This window comes from Oscillatoria sp. FACHB-1406 (assembly GCF_014698145.1).
In the GTDB taxonomy this organism is placed as follows: Bacteria; Cyanobacteriota; Cyanobacteriia; order Cyanobacteriales; family Spirulinaceae; genus FACHB-1406.
In genome coordinates this window covers 42,381-61,120 of record NZ_JACJSM010000008.1, presented here as the reverse complement: position 1 = coordinate 61,120, position 18,740 = coordinate 42,381, and the positions used below count along the sequence as shown (strand labels likewise).

The following is an 18,740-nucleotide window of genomic DNA, read 5'->3' as shown; positions in this document are numbered from 1 at the left end:
ACGCCTAATGTGAATTAGAAGCCAGAAAGATGCTCTTACTGTTCTTTCTCCCCTCGCATTTTCCCCCCTTTAGTAAGGGGGGTTAGGGGGGATCGGGAGAGGGGCTGGGGGTGAGGGAAATCAAGACTATTGGATAATGCACATCAGACGTAAATCATCAATATTTATCTAGAATTTACTCCACAATCTTTAACTCTTCAATGTTCCATAAAGCACCTTCGAGAGCAGAATACTGTATCGGTTGAATGCGATCGCGAACTGCTGACAAAGAAAGAGAATTGACTAAATAGATAAACGGTAAATATTCCTCCGTTATCTGCTGCGTCTGTGCATACAACGCTTTACGCTTCGCTAGATCGAACTCTGCGGCTGCTTGAATATATAACTGCTGAATTTGTCGTTCCCAATCCGCCGCTTCCCAACTCTCGATCTCCTTTTCTCCGGGTTGCGGCTTTTGATTGAACATATGCAAATTTCCTTCTGGGAACCAAACATTTGCCCCATCATTCGGTTCGTTGCCACCCGTCAAACCGAGCAAGACGCAATCCCAATCTAACGAGTTTGAAAGCTTATCAACGACTACATTAAATGCCAAAGGATTGGGATCGACTTGTATGCCGATTTGCGCCAAATTCTGCACGATCTGCGTCATCATAGACTCGCGAGTTTTATTCCCCGCATTCGTCGCTAAAACAAAGCGCACGCGATTGCCGCGATCGTCTAATAATTGCCCCCGATCGTTATACTTAAATCCAGCTTCCTTCAGTAAAGAACGAGCCTTATCGGGATTGTAAGAATATCCCTTTAAAGTATCATCGTAGAACGGCGATTGAACGGAAATTGGCGATTTTTGGGGCGCGCCTAAGCCCCGAAAAACGTTATTAATCATTTGTTGGTAATCAATTGCGTAAGCTACCGCCTGACGGAACTTGACGTTATTGAACCAACGCGACTTAATCGGATCGACGAGCGGTTTACCATCGCGACTGCCGCGATTGAGATTAAAAAATACAAAATTCGTCCCGTAAGAAGGGCCGCCATTATAAATCGTAAACTTCCCGCGTTTTTCTTCTCGTTTGAGGAGCGAGTAGTATTCCGGCGAAATCCCAATTGCATCTAAATCACCGGAACGAAACTGCAATAATGAAGTATCCTGATTTTCAACAATTTCCCAAACGACTTCTTGGATGTAAGGCAGAGCATTTCCTTGTGCGTCTTTTCGCCAAAAATAAGGGTTGCGCTCAAAGACGACGCGCTGGCTAGTCGCATAACTTTTTAGCTTGTAAGGGCCGTTAACAATAATTTCATTCGGGGGAGTATCAACGCCCCATTTCGAGAGAAAAATAGGTTTGCCTTCACTATCTTTTTCCGTAACAAATTTTCCGAGGGCATGAGCGGGTAAAATCCCTAAACCTGTCGCACCGACGAAGGGGGAAAAGGGTTCGGGAAAGATAAATTCAACGCGCTGATTATCCACCTTTCGGACAATCGGAAACTTACCACTTTGACCGATGCGCAAACTATCGCGAACGTTCGTCGGAATTTCTTCATTGAGGAAGAGTTTATTGTAAGAAAATACGACATCATTGATGGTTAGCGGTTGTCCGTCCGACCATTTCAACCCCTCGCGCAATGTGAAGGTAATTCGCAGCTTATCGGGGGAAATTTCCCAAGATTTTGCCAATCTCGGCTCGATCGCGCCCGTGAGGGGATTTTCTCTCAGTAATCCCTCGTAGGTCAATCCAAAAATATTGGGCGATTCGGCATTAAGGACGTAATTAAAGGTCTTGGGATCGCTTAAAATACTGAGAACGACTTGGGGAACTTGCGCAGCGCTTCCTTTTAACATTGTCCCCGAACAAGCCGAAAACGCGATCGCGCCCACCAGTGCAAGCAGCATTGCCAATCCCCGCCGCCAAAGTTTTGTCCGCTCGTGCCAAATTTTTTTCATACTACAATTTTTAAAGATTCATCCCGCGTAGTTTGTTTTGAGGTTGCTTCAGCGTTTTATAAGAAGTCTTACAACACTCGCTTTGTAAGCTAACTGCTGTTTAATAAAATACCTTCACTTCAGCATTGCGATCGCGTCAAACCAGCCCTGGCTTTGGGTAACAAAACGTCGATACTTCTCGATCTCTACCCACAAATTAACACAGGAGATGTCTTCAGGCGCATCCGCTATGCGGATTCCTACGGGATCGCCTACGATAGAGAAATAAACAGTTCGGGCGAAGTAAAATTAACTCGCGCCCCTTCTTATCGATTTTGTATAACGGTTCCACCCCTGTGGCAAAATTTAACTGTCCATACATTCAAAATCACTTAAAGCCGTCGTTCTTGATGAGCGATCGCTGATAACTGATAACTATAACTGAAATGACCCTGCCAACCCAGTATGACCCCTCAGTTGCCGAAGCGAAATGGCAACGGGAGTGGGAAACCCATCAAGTTTTTCAAGCCAATCCCAATAGCGGCGGCGAACCCTACAGCGTTGTCATTCCGCCGCCGAATGTCACCGGTAGCTTGCACATGGGCCATGCTTTTAATACGGCCCTTCTCGATACCGTCGTGCGCTACCAGAGAATGCTGGGTAAAAACGTCTTGTGTTTGCCGGGAACCGACCACGCCAGCATTGCCGTCCATACAATCCTCGAGAAGCAGTTGCGACAGGACGGGACGACGCGCTACGAAGTCGGGCGGGAGGAATTTCTCGATCGCGCTTGGCAATGGCGCGCCCAATCCGGCGGTACAATTGTCAATCAACTCAAACGTATCGGACTTTCTGCCGACTGGTCGCGGGAACGCTTCACCCTCGACCCGAAATTGCGCGATGCCGTCATCGAAGCGTTCGTGCGCCTCTACAATGACGGTTTAATCTATCGCGGGCAGTACATGGTCAACTGGTGTCCGGAATCCCAATCGGCGGTTTCGGATTTGGAAGTTGAAAGTAAAGAAGTTGACGGCAAACTCTGGCATTTCCGCTATCCCCTGACCGATGGCAGCGGATTTGTGGAAGTGGCGACGACGCGCCCGGAAACAATGCTGGGCGATACGGGCGTAGCGGTGAATCCCAACGACGAACGCTACCAAGCCTTAATCGGTAAAACGTTGAAACTGCCCCTCGTCGGGCGAGAAATCCCGATTTTCGCCGATGAATTGGTCGATCCCGCGTTTGGGACGGGCTGCGTGAAAGTAACTCCGGCGCACGACCCCAACGATTTTGAGATGGGGCAGCGTCACGAGTTGCCGTTCGTGAATATCCTCAATAAGGATGGGACGCTGAACGAGAATGGCGGCGAATTCGTCGGACAAGACCGCTTCGAGGCGCGCAAGAATGTGGTGCAGCGCTTGGATGAAGAAGGATTTTTGGTCAAGGTAGAGGATTACAAGCATACCGTTCCTTACAGCGATCGCGGCAAAGTCCCCGTCGAACCCCTCCTTTCGACTCAATGGTTCGTCAAAATCGATCCCCTCGCCGAAAAAGCCCTCCACTGCCTCGATAACGAAGATTCACCCCACTTCGTCCCGGAACGTTGGACGAAAGTGTATCGCGATTGGTTGGTGAAACTGAAAGATTGGTGCATCTCCCGGCAGTTGTGGTGGGGACATCAAATTCCTGCTTGGTACGCCGTCAGCGAAACCGAGGGCGAAATTACCGATGTAACGCCCTTTGTGGTAGCGCACAGCGAGGAGGAAGCCTGGGAAAAAGCCGTTTCACAGTTTGGAGAAAATGTCAAGCTAGAGCGCGATCCCGATGTTCTCGATACCTGGTTTTCTTCGGGATTGTGGCCTTTTTCGACAATGGGCTGGCCGGAAGCAACGACCGACTTAGCGAAGTATTACCCGAATTCGGTGTTAGTAACGGGTTTCGACATCATCTTCTTCTGGGTGGCGCGGATGACGATGATGGCGGGCTATTTTACCGGAGAGATGCCGTTTAAGGACGTATATATTCACGGGTTAGTTCGGGATGAAAATGGCAAGAAAATGTCAAAATCCGCTAACAATGGCATCGATCCCCTGATTTTAATTGAGAAATACGGGACTGATGCCCTGCGCTATACCTTAATTAAAGAAGTTGCCGGAGCGGGACAGGATATTAGCCTGCAATACGATCGCGCCACCGACGAATCCGAGTCAGTACAAGCGTCGCGTAACTTTGCCAATAAACTTTGGAATGCAGCGCGGTTCGCGATGATGAACCTCGAGGGGAAAACGCCGCAAGAACTCGGTTTACCGGCAGTGGAAGATTTAGAATTGTGCGATCGCTGGATTCTCTCGCGTTTTTACCGTACTGTCGCTCAAACCCGAGAAGCGCTCGATGCCTATGGTTTAGGCGAAGCAGCAAAAGGACTTTACGATTTCATATGGGGAGACTTCTGCGACTGGTATATTGAACTTGTCAAACCTCGACTTCGATCGGACACCGCCGAGGTTCAATCTCGCCGGGTCGCCCAACAAACCCTTGCCTACGTGCTAGAAGGTATTCTAAAACTGTTGCATCCCTTGATGCCGCATATTACCGAAGAAATCTGGCACGTTCTCGCGCAAAAGCACGGGGAATTTTTAGCCCTGCAAGCCTATCCAGAAGTCGATGAAATCCTCAAGGAGAGACCCATGAACGAGCCTGCACAACCGTCCGAAACTTCCCCAGAAGAGGAACTTTCCGCTTTGGAGGAGGCTGAAATCGTTGACGAGGCAGAAACGCCAACAACAGAAGAAGATCTCGCGATCGACCTATCTAAAACCACAACGTCTACTACTACCAACCTCGAACCCATGCCCGAGCAAGAAGAACCCGTTATCGTCACTCCCGAACCGATTGTCACCCCCGTACCCGAACCGCCCATCGCTATGCTGCCTCCCGGCGAAAAAGCTGAGTCGCAATTTACCGAAATTCTCGATCGCGTCGCTCGCTTTATCGAAGATCTGCCCGAAGAACTCGCCAGCTTTTTCTCGAGCTATCAACGCCCCTTAAGCGTTGCGGGAATCTTTTTAGGCGCGCTAGTTTCTTTGTTTGTCCTGCAAGCAATCTTGGGGGCTATCCACCGCATTCCCTTACTCTCGCCCAGCCTACAACTGATCGGCTTGGGTTATATTGCGTGGTTTGTGGTGCGCTTCCTGTTGCGATCGCAAAATCGCCAAGAACTGTCTCAAATCATCCAAGAGACGAAAGAGGAGGTGATCGGCGATCGCTAAACCTTAAAATTAAAGACCGCTCGCGATCGCTCCTCCTTTCTTAATCTTTAAAAATTCGGAAATCCATTCCTAAGCTTGAATGCTATATTGCAACCCATGACAGCAACCTTAATCGACCCCGAACTGGAGAAGCAGTTCGAGTTAGCGATCGAAACCATCCGGACGATTCGCAATTTGCGGGCAGCCGCCGAAATCAAACCGGGCGTTAAAGTTCCGATTGTTTTACAAAGCGAAAATATCCAAGAACGGGAAATCCTCGAAGCTTGTAAAGCTTACATTCGGGATTTAGGGAAAGTCGAAACTTTGGAAGTCGTATCGGTTCTAGAAACGGAGCCAGAACGAGCCTTTGCTGGAGTGGTCGGCACCATTCAAGTCTTAATGCCGTTGTCGGGAATTGCCGATCTCGACGCGCTGCGAGCGAAACTCGAAAAACAATTCCAAAAAATCGAGGCAGAGGTTAAATCTCTAACGGGTCGCTTGAAAAACCCAGGTTTTATCAATAAAGCGCCTGCTGAAATCGTTCGCAGCGCAGCCGAGAGTTTGGAAGAAGCTCAAAAGCAGTCGGAAATTCTTCGCGATCGCCTCGAACGTTTAAAGTAACTGAGATTGACTGACAAATCCAAATGTTACACTTAGCCCAAGTGCAAAAGAATCCGACGACCGGGGATATGACGCTGCAACTGCTTGCGGCGCAAACGTCTGATGATGTTTGGGTCGTTGGCGACGCGGAAGCGATCGCCCTTACGCCGCAGTATCAAACAGAAATTCCCTATCTCTCTGAGGGGATATTAGTGATAGTTAACTTGGGTGAGAGTCGCCAAATTCTCGGTCTAGAAAACGCCAGAGATTGGCTCTTGCTGTTATTACAACGATGGCAAGAGGAGGAAAAAACAGAAGTTTTCTCGCTAGAAGAAGAAGAAGCCCGGATCGAACGCTGGCGACAAGAATTAACCTTGCAAAGTCAAGAAATTGCGCGTCGCAATTTAGAAATTGAAACCCGCCGCGAACAAATCCAAGAACTTGAAGCGGCTCTCGAAAAGGAGAAAGGAGAATTAGAACTGCGTTGGAAAGAATTGAATGATAATTGATAATTGACAATGGAAAATTGACAATTATTAAAATGGAAATTAAACAAAAATTACAAGCTTTAAAAACACTTTTTTCGGAAATGGAGACGGCTTTAATCGCCTACTCCGGCGGGATTGATAGTACCTTAGTCGCAAAAGTGGCGCGGGATGTTCTCGGCGATCGCGCCCTAGCTATGACCGCCGTTTCTCCCTCCCTCCTGCCCGAAGAACTCGAAGACGCGCGAATTCAAGCCGCCGAAATTGGTATCGCCCACGAGTTGGTGGAAACCCGAGAAATGGAAAATCCCAACTACACCGCCAACCCCGTCAATCGCTGCTATTTCTGTAAAAGCGAACTGCACGATACCCTCAAACCCCTCGCCCGAGAAAAAGGCTATCCCTACGTTGTCGATGGGATCAATGCCGATGATTTGCAGGACTATCGCCCCGGAATTCAAGCGGCAAAAGAACGCGGCGCGCGATCGCCCCTCGCCGAACTCGGAATTTCCAAACTCGAAGTTCGCCAACTCAGCCAACTCCTAGAACTTCCTTGGTGGGATAAACCCGCCCAACCCTGTCTTTCTTCTCGCTTCCCTTACGGCGAAGAAATTACCGTTGCTAAATTGCATCGCGTCGGACGGGCGGAAGTTTATTTACGCAAGTTGGGATACAATACCTTGCGCGTCCGCAGCGATCGCGACACTGCCCGCATCGAAATTCCAGCCGAACAAATTCAATCTTTTATTGCCGCTATCGATCTCCCCGAAGTCGTAAAAACCTTTAAAGACTTGGGTTTTGTCTGCGTCACCCTCGATTTAGAAGGCTACCGCAGCGGCAAATTGAACGATGCGTTATTAAAGGCTTGACGAGCAAACTCGTCGCGATTGCATGACAAGAATCTATTTAGATACCAGTGCCTATAACCGCCCTTTTGACGACCAAACGCAGCCTAAAATTTTCCTAGAGTCGCAAGCGGTAACGCTCGTTTTGCAAATGATTGAGGCAAAATATTTTGAACTGATAAGTTCGTCAGTTCTAGAGTATGAGAATAGTCGCAATCCTTTTCCAATCAAACAAGAAGCAATGAATCGATATCTTCAGCTTTCTGAGTTTAAACAAGAGATTAATGATGCGATCGCTCAGAGAGCGAGTAATTTAGAGGATAATGGATTGAAGGCGATCGACGCTTTGCATATTGCGTCTGCCGAAGCGAGTGGGAGTCACTATTTCATTACTTGTGACAAACGGCTTATTAATCGCTGTTCGGGACTAAGCCTGAGAGTAATAAACCCAGTGGATTTTGTATTGGAGAGCGCTAATGAATATCCAAGTTAAAAGCGAGCAGCAAGTTTTGGAAGAAGGATTTCACATTCTTGTATCTAATATGGAAGCGTCTAAAGTTGCTCGGTTTTGGGCAGCCTGCAATCTGGGCAAAGGAGATTACTTAAAACTCAAAGATGAACTTTTTGGTCGAGAATCCGTGGAAAGTTTATCCTCTAAAATCTTAAAGTTTCAGGCCTTGAAGCCGGAGCCTTAATAACGGCTCGGTGTTCCTAAAACTCCCCTCGTCCATCACCAACAACCCCTTACTCTCAATTGAATCAAAAAGTGTCCGCCGATCGTACCTCTTCCCGTTCCCTCGCTAAAATTGCTGGCATTGTTGCCGTTGCTACCTTAATCAGTAAAGTTTTTGGACTCTTTCGGGAAGTTGCGATCGCGGCTGCCTTTGGCGTGGGCCCGGTTGTCAACGCCTACGCCTACGCTTACGTTATCCCGGGCTTCCTTCTCATCCTGCTTGGCGGTATCAACGGGCCTTTTCACAGCGCCCTCGTCAGCGTCCTCGCCAAACGCAAAAAAGAAGAAGCCGCGCCGATTGTCGAAACCGTTACCACCTTCGTCAGCATTATCTTTATCGCGATCGTCGCGGTATTAATCGCCTTCGCCGGACTCTTCATCGATATCCTCGCCCCCGGATTGGAACCGACGACGCGCGCTAGTGCAGTTCAACAACTCCAGATTATGGCTCCCCTGTCCATTCTGGCAGGCTTAATTGGGATTGGGTTCGGCACTCTGAATGCAAGCGATCGCTACTGGTTGCCCAGTATCAGCCCTATCTTTTCGAGTGTCGTAACGCTGGTGGGTTTGGGCGGACTGATGCTGTATTTAGGCGATCGCATCCAAGCCCCCCAATACATCACCCTTGGCGGGATTGTCCTCGCTGGAACCACCCTCGCGGGCGGCATCTTGCAATGGTTGGTGCAACTGGTGGAACAATGGCGAGGCGGTTTAGGAACCCTAAAACTGCGCTTCGATTGGCGCACTCCCGGCGTTAGCGATGTTATGAAAGTAATGGCTCCCGCCGCCCTCTCCTCCGGGATGCTACACATCAACGTTTACACCGATTTGTACTTTGCCTCAGCGATTGAAGGGGCTGCCGCTGCCATGCGCTACGCCAACTTCATCGTCTTAACGCCCTTGGGGATTATCTCCAATATGCTGCTGGTGCCGTTGCTGCCCGTTTTCTCCCGCCTCACGGGGATCGAACACCGCAGCGATCTCAAACTTCGCATTCGCCAAGGCTTAATCCTTACTGCCCTATCGATGCTGCCTCTGACAGCGATTTTTATTGCCCTCGCCGTTCCCATTGTCCGCCTCATCTACGAACGCTACGCCTTTGATGCTAAAGCTTCCGCAATTGTCGCCCCCGTATTGATGGCTTACGGTTTTGGGATGTTTTTCTATCTGGGGCGCGATATTCTCGTGCGGGTTTTCTACGCCCTCGGCGATGGCGAAACGCCCTTCCGCGTCAGCATTATCAATATTTTTATCAACGCTGTTTTAGATTATTTTTTGATCGAGTATTTCGCCACACCGGGGTTAGTTATGGCTACCGTAAGCGTAAACTTTTTCTCGATGGTTTGCCTGCTCTGGATTTTGCATCGTCGCTTGGGAGGATTGCCTTTAGTCGAATGGGGTTCGATCTTTGCCGGACTGACATTGGGGAGCATCCTTGCGAGTGCGTGTAGTTGGGCGTTTAATTGGGGTTGGGAGCAAGCTGTGGGAACGGATAAGCCACTCTTTTTAGTGCTGGACTTAGGATTTGCCAGCGCGATCGCGTTCGTGGTGTTTTTCCTGGTTGCGCTGCAATTTAAACTGCCGGAATTGGAGCTTTTGCGCGATCGCGTCCGCCAAAAATTCTCGCGCCGCTAATTCAAAAATAATTCGTAATTCGTAATTCGTAATTCGTAATTCGAGAAATACACTCTTGGTGTCTCAACGTTGCCCATTATCTACTTCCCCTCAAGGAATTTAAATGGCGATTCATGTCTGTGAGTTGTTCTTTTAAAACGGGATACTTTGAAGCGGGAATCAAGGGATCCTTCGGGCGGCTTAAGGTTGCCGCGATCGGTAAAACTCGAAAATTCAACTTACCGTTTAGGGTATAGTTTTGCGTGTAAGTTGGAATCGCTTCGACCTTAGTAATGGTCAGCGTTTCTTCGGGAAATTGCTTGCGAAGCTTAACTTTAAAAATAACGCCTAAATCTTTATAATGACCAAGTTGATAAGCAATAAAGTTACCCATCGAATAAATAACAACTCCTTTTCTAGGCTTGCCATCTCGCCCGACAACATTCAAGATTTGATAGGGTTGTACGACGTGGGGATGACTGCCGAGAATAATATCCGCTCCTCCTTGAATTAAGGTTTTGACTAATTGCTTTTGTTCGTCGGTAGGATGGCGCTGGTATTCCTCCCCAAAATGAAGCGCGATCGCAACAACATCGGCTCCTTGCTGTTTCGCTCTGGCAATATCTTTAAGAATTTTTGCTTTGTCAATAAGGGAAACTAAATAGTTTTTACCTTGAGGAATGGGGATACCGTTGGTACTAAAAGAATAGGCAAGAATTGCCATTGAGATTTGATTTTTGGTAACAATTAAAATCTTTTGGGCTTCTTGGGGAGAACTTGCCGTTCCGGTTGAAGCCACGCCGCGCGATCGAATATTTTTAATTGTATTGAGAACGCCAATTTCGCCTTTATCTAGAGCATGATTGTTTGCCGTTGTCAAGATATTAAATCCGGCTTTTTTTGCCGCATCAACGATGGGAGCGGGAGCATTAAAGAGCGGAAATTCTGAGTAACCAAGTTCGGATCCGGCGAGGGTAGTTTCCAGGTTCGCGATCGCCCAATTGCCACTGCTAATGATAGATTTAGTTTCGGTGAAGAAGCGATCGAAATTATAAGTTTTCGTTTGAGCATTGTAACCCGATCGCGTCAGTGCCATGTGCATGAGGATATCGCCCACTGCGACTAATTCCGCCTCGGTTGTATATTGTTTCGAGGTGGGAGCAGGAGCGGGCGCGATCGTCAGTTTTCGCGGTGCAGGTGACAGCGTACAACTCGAAAGCAAAAAAAGACTCGTAAAAGCTAGGAATTTAATTTTCAAAACACTCGATGATTAATAATTAAGAGACATTGTTTTTATCAATTGTTTTATTGTTTTTGACGTTATTAATCATTCATTAGATTGTAACCGCTGGCGCAGCGATCGCAACATCGCACGGGTTCCCTCCACAAATGCTTGCTCGATTAAGCGAGGAATCATTTTTTGGATATCTAAGTCGGGAAATATCTGACTTTCGCTAGCTTCTTGATAACCTTCCGAGGTAAGAAGCTTAATTTTGAGTTGGCAATTGGCATAAATCCAAACTTCTGGGACTTGAATAGTTAAATAAGCGTCTAAAGTTGTGGTTGAAGTCAAGTCGGATTCTATCGCTAAATCGGGAGGAGGATCGTTTTCTAAATCGATACGCTGGCGGGAGCGTATTCGTTGAGCGTTGCGAATATAGAAGCAAGTATCGGGTTCGAGTCCCGCTTGCTGAAATTTTTTAAAAGTTGTCGAACCAAAATCTTCCCAATCTTGTCCTTGCGCGTCTAATAAGGTTGTTACGATATAGCCAATGATGCGATGAGGGCGTTCGTGGGCTGGCAGGGGAGCCATTAACTCTAAGATACCGTTACTGTAGTTTATGCGAGGAATAACGCGATCGCTTCCCCATTCTTCTAGGAGAGATTCGTACTGTTCCCAAGAAATTTTGGGAATCAGTAAATGACTTCCCGGAGAAAGTTCGATTGATTGAAGAGGAACGATTAGTGAATGAGCAGCCATTGTTTTTGTCGAATCGAGCGGAATATTAACCAAATAATTATTAATTCGTAATTTCAGGTCACAAGCCTAACCCTGAATAAAGTCATTGCTTAAAGTTACCCGGACGCGAACCGACAATAAGAGGCGTTATGCTTCGCTAGCGCCTCCTATTCATACTTTTCTCAATAGATAACATCCATAACCAACCGAGAAAAGAACCGATCGCGTAATAGATAAAATCGGAAGGGACAAACGTCGTTCCCAGCAACAATCGCCCGATAAGGGTAGCGCGGATGGCATCGAGCCACGGCGTTTTGACCAATTGTAGGAATTCTAGCGCGCAAGTCCCGACAAAAACCGAAACCGCGATCGCTGCAATTGCCTTTTTGCGGGGAAAGAATGCAAAGAAAAATAAACACCACAATATCTCATACAATACACCGCCGAAAGAATTATTCAGCCATTCGCGACCTACTCCCGTATAAAACTTAGACCAAATACCAAAAACTGTAACGGCAAAAAGAGAGAGAAAAATTAAGAAATGTTTACTTCGCCACATTGATGTGTTTTGCGCGTACCGCTACGCGGATTCCTTCAGGATCGCAACCTTGCTATTTTCCAACATCGAGGTATTTTGGATCGCTTGGTTACAAAAATTGAAACTATGAGGACAATACCGAGCAGTTGAGCCAAGATAGACAAATTCCCCATTAAAAAAGGATTTGAGATATGGGCTTATTCGACTCTTTCCGCAAAACAGGCAACCTCCAGCAGAACCAAATTACCCTCGGTCCTGCGGAAGCGTTTGCTGCGATTATGCTGATTGTCGTTGCTGCGGACGGTTATCTCTCTGAGGAAGAAATCAGCTTGCTCAATACCGTTCTGTGTCGCATGAAACTATTTCGCAGCTACTCTAGAGATGTGATGCAGCGAATGTTCGATAAACTCTGCAATACGCTGCGCCGCGAAGGTTCGGAAGCGCTCTTCAACGCAGCGATGTCAACGTTACCGCACGATCTCTACGATACAACCTTCGCGATCGCAACCGACCTCATTTTGGCGGATGGCAATGTCTCCCCGGAAGAAGAATCGCTACTCGGTAGTCTGTGCAATGCGATGCAACTGCCCGAGGAAACCGTTCATCAAATCATTCAGGTGATGCTGATTAAAAATAAGGGCTAAATCGTCAGAAACTACTGATTAACTTTTTGTTAAGAGGCGTAGAGACGTTGTATACAACGTCTCTACAGTCCACAAACACCGTTATCTTTCTTAAATTTAATGACCGCTTCTTCTTTGCTCGTACCTTGAAAAAATCTGACTTTCTCGGAAATCTCCTCAAACCGAAAAAGCTAGTTCAAATGTATCACTCAAAGTTCGGAACGACAAAGATGTGTTTCCAACCCCTTGTCATCATTCGCGAATCGGCTAAAATCGCTTCAAATCAATTCTTTTAAGCGAGATTATGAATAAAGGAGAATTAGTCCAGGCTGTTGCTGCAAAAACAGGCTTGTCTCAGAAGGAAGTCAACGCGATTATCTCAGTTATGACCGAGGCAATTGAAGAGGCTGTTGCGGGTGGCGAGAAAGTCACGCTGGTGGGTTTCGGCACGTTTGAGCCGCGCGAGCGTCGCGCTCGCGAAGGTCGCAATCCTAGAACGGGGAAACCCATGCAAATTCCGGCGACGACCGTTCCGGCCTTCTCTGCGGGCAAACTGTTTAAGGATCGGGTGGCTTCATAAACTGTTGGTAGCTTAGCTCTTGTCCTTGGCGGTAGAACCACTCCGAGCGTTGAAGAGCGCTTCTACCGCAGAGCCATTGGCTCAAACCCTCAAGCGAACTGGCACGCTGCCATTGCGCATTTTCTGTTGTCGCTCGACCCAAGAACGACGAACCAGGGCGCGCAGTTGGGGGGGAAAGCGCAGGAGCAGAGATCGCACCAATCTGCTGCTTCTCAGGATTTCCCCTTGCTGCGCTTCCCTTTTTTGCAAGCGTTGGGCGAGTAAGATTTCCGGTTCGCGATCGCGTTGAATTTTCCCTAGAGCCGCATCGAGCGACTCATGATTTGCTTCGTTTGTCAAGAGCGGGACGAGATGATTGGCTGCAACGATCGCATCCCGCAAGGCTAAATTAATTCCTTGGGCGCGCACCGGCGACATCGGATGGGCGGCATCGCCTAACAGCAGTGCGCCCGGTTGATGCCATTGGGGACAATGCCCGACGAGAACGGAAAGTCGCACTGGTGCTGCGATCGCGTCTCGGCAGTTGCGGAAATGCTCGGCCAACCATGCGGGAGAATGCGAAGCGAAAATGTCGCCCCAGTTGGCGTTTTTGCCCTCGTTAGCGTCGTTGGGGAACAGAACCCAAGCTAAATGGAGTTTGCCAGCTTCCGCGCCGTGAAAGACGCTAAAAACGCGATCGCCGCTGACAATTGAATAAAAAACATTCTCTTCAACCAAACGGGGATGAACGGGCAACTTAAACCACAGCACGTCAATACTTTTCGGCTGCGTGATTAACTTCAAACCCGCTCGCTGGCGCACCGCCGAACCGCGCCCATCCGCCCCGATAACTAAGCTTGAAGCGATTTCTCGCCCATCGGCAAGTTTTACGCCCGCCACGCGCCCTTCTTCCCAAAGTAAGTCTTTTACCGCTACGCCACCGATAAACTCGAAATTAGGATGCGATCGCGCTTCCTCGATTAACGCTTCTAATAGCGGCGGCTGCGCGATTAAGGTGCAAGGACGAGACGCGCCCATCGGTTCCTCAACCCGAAAAAGTTGTTGTCCCTCAATAATAAATTCCCAAGCGGCGAGGGGACGGTGCGGGATGCGCTCCAATAGGGGGGAAAGTCCCATTTGTGCTAAAGCGTCCAAACCGCTTGGCATTAGGGCTTCTCCGCGAAAGACGCGATCGAAATCCTTCGCCGCCTCAATTAAAGTTACGCCGATACCGCATCGTACCAATAATAATGCTAGGGTTGCGCCCGTCGGCCCCGCCCCCACAATAACGACTTGTTTCATAAATTTAAGTGTATTGCAATTTGCGGAAGGCGCGATCGCTGTAAAACTAGGCGTTCGAGCTAATCCATAACGTTTTATCAATAACTCCGTAATTCTGTGTAGCAGTCGTGTTGAAAGTTGTACTAATCGTGTAATAAAGTTCGGGAGAATAAGACAGTGAGTCGAGTAATACGCGATCGCTACGAGATTATAGAATCGTTGAGCCGCAAACCGGGAAGACAGACTTTTCTCGCGCACGATACCGTAACGGGCGATCGCGTTATCCTCAAGCTGCTAACGTTTAATCGGGAGTTAGAATGGGACGCTTTTAAACTCTTCGAGCGCGAAATTCAAGTTTTGCAAGCGCTTTCTCATCCTCAAATTCCTTCCTATCTCGACTCCTTTGAATTTAATGAAGGGGAGAATCAAGGGTTTGCACTGGTTCAGAGCTATATTGAGGCGCGATCGCTCGAATCTTATCTACAATCCGGGCGTAAATTTAGCGAAGCCGAACTTAAAGAAATTGCCGAAGCGTTGCTCAATATTCTTATTTACCTCCATCACCTCAATCCCGCTGTCATTCATCGCGACATCAAACCGAGTAATGTATTGCTTGGCGATCGTTCGGGGAATTCTGTCGGACAAGTTTATCTCGTAGATTTTGGCTCTGTACAAACCGCCGCTTCTAAAAATAGCAGTACCTTTACCATTGTCGGCACTTATGGCTATATGGCTCCCGAACAATTTAGCGGTCGAATTGCTCCCGTTTCCGATCTTTACAGCCTGGGTGCAACGCTCGTTTATTTGGTAACAGGGTAACATCCCGCTGATTTAATGACAGACGATTTAAAACTTGAATTCGAGCAGTTGAGTTCGCTATCACGCCCGTTTTCTGCTTGGATTCAGCGAATGTTGCAGCCTGTCCCTTCTCAGCGATTCGCTCATGCAAAAGAAGCTCTCGAATTTTTACAACATCCTTTCTCTGAAGATTTAGCTGAGCCAGCAGCAAAAAAATTAAAAAGTCGATTTTTCTTCAAAAGACAGCATGACAAACTGTACGTTAGAATTCCAGATTTCTCTTTTTATCCATCCATGCCAGCTACAGGCTTATTGTATGCCCTGCTTCCGCTCGCAGTGTGGCGAATAATAAGCTTATCAATTGCCGGGACAGCTTACCCTGGGTTTGTTCTTGTTCTACCGTTTTTTATCTATGTAGCTATTAAACTCTATAAAACCTCTTTCTATGAAATTGAGATTGATAAAGAAAAAATATCTGTCTCGTTTTATTTGATGAACTTCAAACTCTGGAGAAAGACTCATCATAAAAGAGATATAGAACGTCTCGATTTTGTCAAGTTCGAGCTACCCGAATGGGTTCAAAGAAATAGTCACCTCGACCAGCAAACGACTAAACTTGTTATCAATATAGGAACTAAAGCCTACGTTGTTTACTCTCAAAATAGGCGCGCAATGTCCGAATTAGCTCAAAATTTGAGCGAATATCTCCACTTGCCATTGACTTCGCAGACTACTTATAGAACGACGGAGCAAACAAATACTTTAGAGCAGTTTCCTCAGCCCCATCAAATTCTGCAACTGCCAGACCGGGAAGCAATTGTTTATCCCTCGTTATCTGCTACAAAATCAATAAAGAGTAAAATAAAATTGGAAAAGTACGATTGTGAATTGAGAATAATACTGCCTTATCCAAGCCTCTTAAAATGGACTTTTGCAATGTCAACTGCTCTGATAGGAGGAGGATTATTAGGTAGTATAGTATTTTCGGAAAGATTTTTATATTATTTTTTATTGTTTTCTCCAATCTACTATCTGGCTCAGAAATGGTTCAATAAGTCCAAGCTCTATGAAGTATTAGTCAATCGCGACGCTATCTTGTTTAAATCTAACCTTTATGGCGCTATTAGCACTTCTTCTTTTCCGAGAGAGCAAGTTTCTCATCTAGAATTATCCGATGCTAGGGAGCGATTCGGCGATGAGAAAAAAACACCGCGAAAATCAGCAGAGATTGTTGTTTGGGTCGCAGGTGTGCCTTTCAGAGTTGCGGGTTTGAGCGATGACGAACAGACTTGGCTCGCCGATGAATTAAGCAAAGCCTTAAATGTACCGATCGCGCAACATCCCTCAATCGAGGCATCTTAAAAAGTGCTTCTTATTGGGTTGTATAATGATGTAGGGCGGGCAATGCCCGCCAGCAAATCGAGCCAGTCAATTGCGATTCAAAATTACAATTACCACTGACTCCAATCGAGATTAAAGATGGAAGTATTCGGGAACGCAATTGGGTTTCCATCCCACTGCAAGCGCTGCTGCAAATCCCGCAATTCGCGAGTCGGACGGGGCATTGTTGCCGTCAGTTGATAGGGAAAAATCCCTTTATCCAACGCAAAATCAATTGTCGTTCCTGCCGCAGCACCGGACGACCATTCAAAGGAGTGAACGCGGTAGGCAGCGGCAGCAGTATGACTGGTGGCAATACTTTTCCCGACAACGAGCAGGTTATCGATTTTTTGGGGTATCATCGCTCTGAGCGGGATTTGCGCGGGGAAAGAGGATCCTTGACCGATGCGAACGCCTTCTCGCTCTTTGTTACCGGGAAGTTCGGGAGGCGATTGGGTCATGCAGGGATGGAAATCGATGGGATATTGAGCGATTCCTACCGCGTCGGGATAAATGGTAGAGCGCGATCGCCGTTTAATTTCTCCTGCTGGCGTATCCTTAACAATTGCACTCGTTGCTTCCAAACCCGCTAAAGCAACGCGCAAGTCGCGATACATCCGGGGCGAAAGCGTTTTCGTGTAATATTCCGCATTGTAATCTCGCCGCGAAATATCGATTTCCGACACCATAAACCCATCTTCGTACCCGAAAGACGGTCGCCCGACAATCCGCCGTCCCTCGCGCATATAGGGATATTTCGATAGTCCGTGCGCCGTTCCCATCGGCGTATCAAAACCGGCGAGGAAGCGATGATTGGGTTCGGGCTTCTTGACATTTGCGCCCAACTGTGAATCGGTCGTGCCTGCAACTAGCCAATAATAATACCCCAGTGCGTTTTCTTCGCCCCGCCGCAGGGTATCGGCGCGCAATCCCCCCATCCAACCGCTAGGAGAAAGTTGTCCGGTTTGTCCGAGTTGCTCGCGCGAGAAGATCAGGTTATCCTGCGAAGTGCCGGGGCGATAGTCGTTACCCCAAGTCCAGTTTTGCATGGAGATGTCGCCGGGAGTGGGTGCAGTCCATTTAAAGGAACCGAAGCTTTCCGGTTCGCCGGTTTGCGGACTCCAGATGCGGCGGTAGGTGAACACGAGGTTGAAGTTCGCCAAGCGCGGCAGTTCGTAGCTATAGTAGGGCGCGTAACGGTCGTAAAAATTGGGTTTGGGTTGGGGTTGCGGGTCTTGCGTCCGTTCCATCGCGAAGGTGTAAGTAAATCCTTGGACGCAGTAGGGGTCTTGTCCGCTGGTGGGGGAGGAGGGTTCGCGGTGGGTGCGGGGGTCGAGTCCGAGTTTGTAGGGAACGTCAGCCAACGCAATTAGTTCGCCGGTTTCAGTGGCTTCGACGACGTACCAATCAGCCCCTTTTGCGGCTTTGTTTTTGGGGACGAAGCGAAGGATTCTTTTTTTGAGGCGCGAGGAGTTTTCGTAGCGATAGGCATCCTCAATCGTTTGGGAGAGAGGTTCGGTATTGAGGGGCGGGGTTCCGGCTTGGGGCTGGTGTTGAATCGCGATCGCGCCGTTAATTAGCTTACCATCCCCACTCAATTCTAATTCCTTAATAACGGTCGAGGGAAACCATCGAAGCTCTCCACCACCCCGATGGGCAGCATCTTCCAACTGCTCGGTTAAAATCTTGTTTGCATCGGCAGGGATATAACACGCAACGCTTACCCAACAATCGCCGGGATTGAGTTTGCCATACTTGCGTTCGATACGGCTGCGCAATTCGTTGTAACCGCGCGAGTAATACAGCAGCGCTCTTTGGCGCGTCGTCTCATCGAGGGCGGAGGTTCCTTGGGAGGAGATTTGTCCGCCTACCCAATCGGTAATATCGGTCATGCAAACCGTGCGTCCCGCCAGCAATGCTTCGTAAGCGGTTGCTGCCCCTGCCAATCCGCCACCGACAACGAGCGCGTCGCAATTAACGGTTTCATCTGGCGATCGCGGCGCAGCGGCAAAAGCGGGGACAATAGCTGATTCTATCAGAACGCAGCCGATCGAAACAGAGGCGAGCGATCGCCTCCAAACTTTGAAGAATTGATGAAAGTGGGCCATTATCTACTGTTTTAAAGTGCAGTCTTGAAGTCGAGCCT

The 18,740-nt window shown here is 48.1% G+C and carries 17 protein-coding genes; 11 read left to right on the top strand and 6 right to left on the bottom strand.

Annotation, left to right across the window (positions count from 1 at the left end):
• Positions 1 to 175 precede the first annotated feature (175 nt).
• A complete protein-coding gene (locus H6G50_RS10625; protein WP_190715961.1) occupies positions 176 to 1,951 on the bottom strand; it encodes an ABC transporter substrate-binding protein in 1,776 nt (591 codons plus the stop codon).
• A 425-nt stretch (positions 1,952 to 2,376) separates the two neighbouring features.
• On the opposite strand from H6G50_RS10625, the gene H6G50_RS10620 reads away from it, so the two are divergent.
• The 7 genes from H6G50_RS10620 (at position 2,377) to murJ (ending at position 9,476) form a co-directional block, all read left to right on the top strand.
• Positions 2,377 to 5,199 (top strand): valine--tRNA ligase, encoded by a 2,823-nt coding sequence (locus H6G50_RS10620; RefSeq protein ID WP_190715959.1) that lies wholly within the window; start codon positions 2,377 to 2,379, stop codon positions 5,197 to 5,199.
• 96 nt (positions 5,200 to 5,295) lie between these two features.
• On the top strand, positions 5,296 to 5,799 hold the full coding sequence (locus tag H6G50_RS10615) for a hypothetical protein (RefSeq protein ID WP_190715956.1): 504 nt from the start codon (positions 5,296 to 5,298) through the stop codon (positions 5,797 to 5,799).
• A 23-nt stretch (positions 5,800 to 5,822) separates the two neighbouring features.
• The gene (locus H6G50_RS10610; protein WP_190715955.1) at positions 5,823 to 6,287 is read left to right on the top strand and encodes a hypothetical protein; all 465 of its coding nucleotides are present in this window, start codon (positions 5,823 to 5,825) and stop codon (positions 6,285 to 6,287) included.
• A gap of 32 nt (positions 6,288 to 6,319) precedes the next feature.
• The gene (gene larE / locus H6G50_RS10605) at positions 6,320 to 7,132 is read left to right on the top strand and encodes an ATP-dependent sacrificial sulfur transferase LarE (protein ID WP_190715954.1); all 813 of its coding nucleotides are present in this window, start codon (positions 6,320 to 6,322) and stop codon (positions 7,130 to 7,132) included.
• Between the two features lie 22 nt (positions 7,133 to 7,154).
• On the top strand, positions 7,155 to 7,601 hold the full coding sequence (locus H6G50_RS10600; RefSeq protein WP_190715951.1) for a PIN domain-containing protein: 447 nt from the start codon (positions 7,155 to 7,157) through the stop codon (positions 7,599 to 7,601).
• On the top strand, positions 7,585 to 7,803 hold the full coding sequence (locus tag H6G50_RS10595) for a hypothetical protein (RefSeq protein ID WP_190715949.1): 219 nt from the start codon (positions 7,585 to 7,587) through the stop codon (positions 7,801 to 7,803). The genes H6G50_RS10600 and H6G50_RS10595 overlap by 17 nt, the downstream gene beginning before the upstream one ends.
• 71 nt (positions 7,804 to 7,874) lie before the next feature.
• Positions 7,875 to 9,476, top strand: coding sequence for a murein biosynthesis integral membrane protein MurJ (gene murJ / locus H6G50_RS10590; RefSeq protein ID WP_190715947.1), 1,602 nt, complete (start codon positions 7,875 to 7,877; stop codon positions 9,474 to 9,476).
• Positions 9,477 to 9,552: 76 nt separating this feature from the next.
• On the opposite strand, the gene H6G50_RS10585 is transcribed toward murJ, so the two are convergent.
• The 3 genes from H6G50_RS10585 to H6G50_RS10575 form a co-directional block, all read right to left on the bottom strand.
• Complete coding sequence (locus H6G50_RS10585) at positions 9,553 to 10,713, bottom strand: CapA family protein (protein ID WP_190715945.1); 1,161 nt, start codon at positions 10,711 to 10,713, stop codon at positions 9,553 to 9,555.
• A gap of 69 nt (positions 10,714 to 10,782) precedes the next feature.
• Positions 10,783 to 11,436 (bottom strand): Uma2 family endonuclease, encoded by a 654-nt coding sequence (locus H6G50_RS10580; protein ID WP_190715943.1) that lies wholly within the window; start codon positions 11,434 to 11,436, stop codon positions 10,783 to 10,785.
• Between the two features lie 136 nt (positions 11,437 to 11,572).
• Positions 11,573 to 11,974 carry a DUF2809 domain-containing protein gene (locus H6G50_RS10575; protein ID WP_190715941.1) on the bottom strand — a complete coding sequence of 134 codons (402 nt, stop codon included), beginning with the start codon at positions 11,972 to 11,974 and terminating at the stop codon, positions 11,573 to 11,575.
• Positions 11,975 to 12,144: 170 nt separating this feature from the next.
• On the opposite strand from H6G50_RS10575, the gene H6G50_RS10570 reads away from it, so the two are divergent.
• Positions 12,145 to 12,597 (top strand): tellurite resistance TerB family protein, encoded by a 453-nt coding sequence (locus H6G50_RS10570; RefSeq protein WP_190715939.1) that lies wholly within the window; start codon positions 12,145 to 12,147, stop codon positions 12,595 to 12,597.
• 283 nt (positions 12,598 to 12,880) lie between these two features.
• Positions 12,881 to 13,156, top strand: a complete 276-nt coding sequence (locus H6G50_RS10565) for an HU family DNA-binding protein (RefSeq protein ID WP_190715937.1) — start codon at positions 12,881 to 12,883, stop codon at positions 13,154 to 13,156.
• 81 nt (positions 13,157 to 13,237) lie between these two features.
• On the opposite strand, the gene H6G50_RS10560 is transcribed toward H6G50_RS10565, so the two are convergent.
• Entirely contained in the window at positions 13,238 to 14,437 is a 1,200-nt protein-coding gene (locus tag H6G50_RS10560; RefSeq protein WP_190715935.1) for an FAD-dependent monooxygenase, read from the bottom strand.
• Between the two features lie 156 nt (positions 14,438 to 14,593).
• Between H6G50_RS10560 and H6G50_RS23860 the strand changes: the two genes are divergently transcribed.
• Together H6G50_RS23860 and H6G50_RS10555 are read left to right on the top strand one after the other, a co-directional pair.
• Positions 14,594 to 15,235 (top strand): serine/threonine-protein kinase, encoded by a 642-nt coding sequence (locus H6G50_RS23860; RefSeq protein WP_199302795.1) that lies wholly within the window; start codon positions 14,594 to 14,596, stop codon positions 15,233 to 15,235.
• 15 nt (positions 15,236 to 15,250) lie between these two features.
• Positions 15,251 to 16,576: a hypothetical protein gene (locus H6G50_RS10555; protein ID WP_199302794.1), complete on the top strand. Its 1,326-nt coding sequence runs from the start codon at positions 15,251 to 15,253 to the stop codon at positions 16,574 to 16,576.
• Between the two features lie 89 nt (positions 16,577 to 16,665).
• Here the strand turns inward: H6G50_RS10555 and H6G50_RS10550 are convergent, their stop codons facing one another.
• Positions 16,666 to 18,702 carry an FAD-dependent oxidoreductase gene (locus H6G50_RS10550; protein WP_190715933.1) on the bottom strand — a complete coding sequence of 679 codons (2,037 nt, stop codon included), beginning with the start codon at positions 18,700 to 18,702 and terminating at the stop codon, positions 16,666 to 16,668.
• Positions 18,703 to 18,740: the final 38 nt, after the last annotated feature.

What these genes read in the sequence shown, in the direction of transcription:
- H6G50_RS10625 (WP_190715961.1), bottom strand. Translation starts at nt 1,951, where the DNA reads ATGAAAAAAATTTGGCACGAGCGGACAAAACTTTGGCGGCGGGGATTG.
- H6G50_RS10620 (WP_190715959.1), top strand. Translation starts at nt 2,377, where the DNA reads ATGACCCTGCCAACCCAGTATGACCCCTCAGTTGCCGAAGCGAAATGG.
- H6G50_RS10615 (WP_190715956.1), top strand. Translation starts at nt 5,296, where the DNA reads ATGACAGCAACCTTAATCGACCCCGAACTGGAGAAGCAGTTCGAGTTA.
- H6G50_RS10610 (WP_190715955.1), top strand. Translation starts at nt 5,823, where the DNA reads ATGTTACACTTAGCCCAAGTGCAAAAGAATCCGACGACCGGGGATATG.
- larE (WP_190715954.1), top strand. Translation starts at nt 6,320, where the DNA reads ATGGAAATTAAACAAAAATTACAAGCTTTAAAAACACTTTTTTCGGAA.
- H6G50_RS10600 (WP_190715951.1), top strand. Translation starts at nt 7,155, where the DNA reads ATGACAAGAATCTATTTAGATACCAGTGCCTATAACCGCCCTTTTGAC.
- H6G50_RS10595 (WP_190715949.1), top strand. Translation starts at nt 7,585, where the DNA reads ATGAATATCCAAGTTAAAAGCGAGCAGCAAGTTTTGGAAGAAGGATTT.
- H6G50_RS10580 (WP_190715943.1), bottom strand. Translation starts at nt 11,436, where the DNA reads ATGGCTGCTCATTCACTAATCGTTCCTCTTCAATCAATCGAACTTTCT.
- H6G50_RS10575 (WP_190715941.1), bottom strand. Translation starts at nt 11,974, where the DNA reads ATGTGGCGAAGTAAACATTTCTTAATTTTTCTCTCTCTTTTTGCCGTT.
- H6G50_RS10570 (WP_190715939.1), top strand. Translation starts at nt 12,145, where the DNA reads ATGGGCTTATTCGACTCTTTCCGCAAAACAGGCAACCTCCAGCAGAAC.
- H6G50_RS10565 (WP_190715937.1), top strand. Translation starts at nt 12,881, where the DNA reads ATGAATAAAGGAGAATTAGTCCAGGCTGTTGCTGCAAAAACAGGCTTG.
- H6G50_RS10560 (WP_190715935.1), bottom strand. Translation starts at nt 14,437, where the DNA reads ATGAAACAAGTCGTTATTGTGGGGGCGGGGCCGACGGGCGCAACCCTA.
- H6G50_RS10555 (WP_199302794.1), top strand. Translation starts at nt 15,251, where the DNA reads ATGACAGACGATTTAAAACTTGAATTCGAGCAGTTGAGTTCGCTATCA.
- H6G50_RS10550 (WP_190715933.1), bottom strand. Translation starts at nt 18,702, where the DNA reads ATGGCCCACTTTCATCAATTCTTCAAAGTTTGGAGGCGATCGCTCGCC.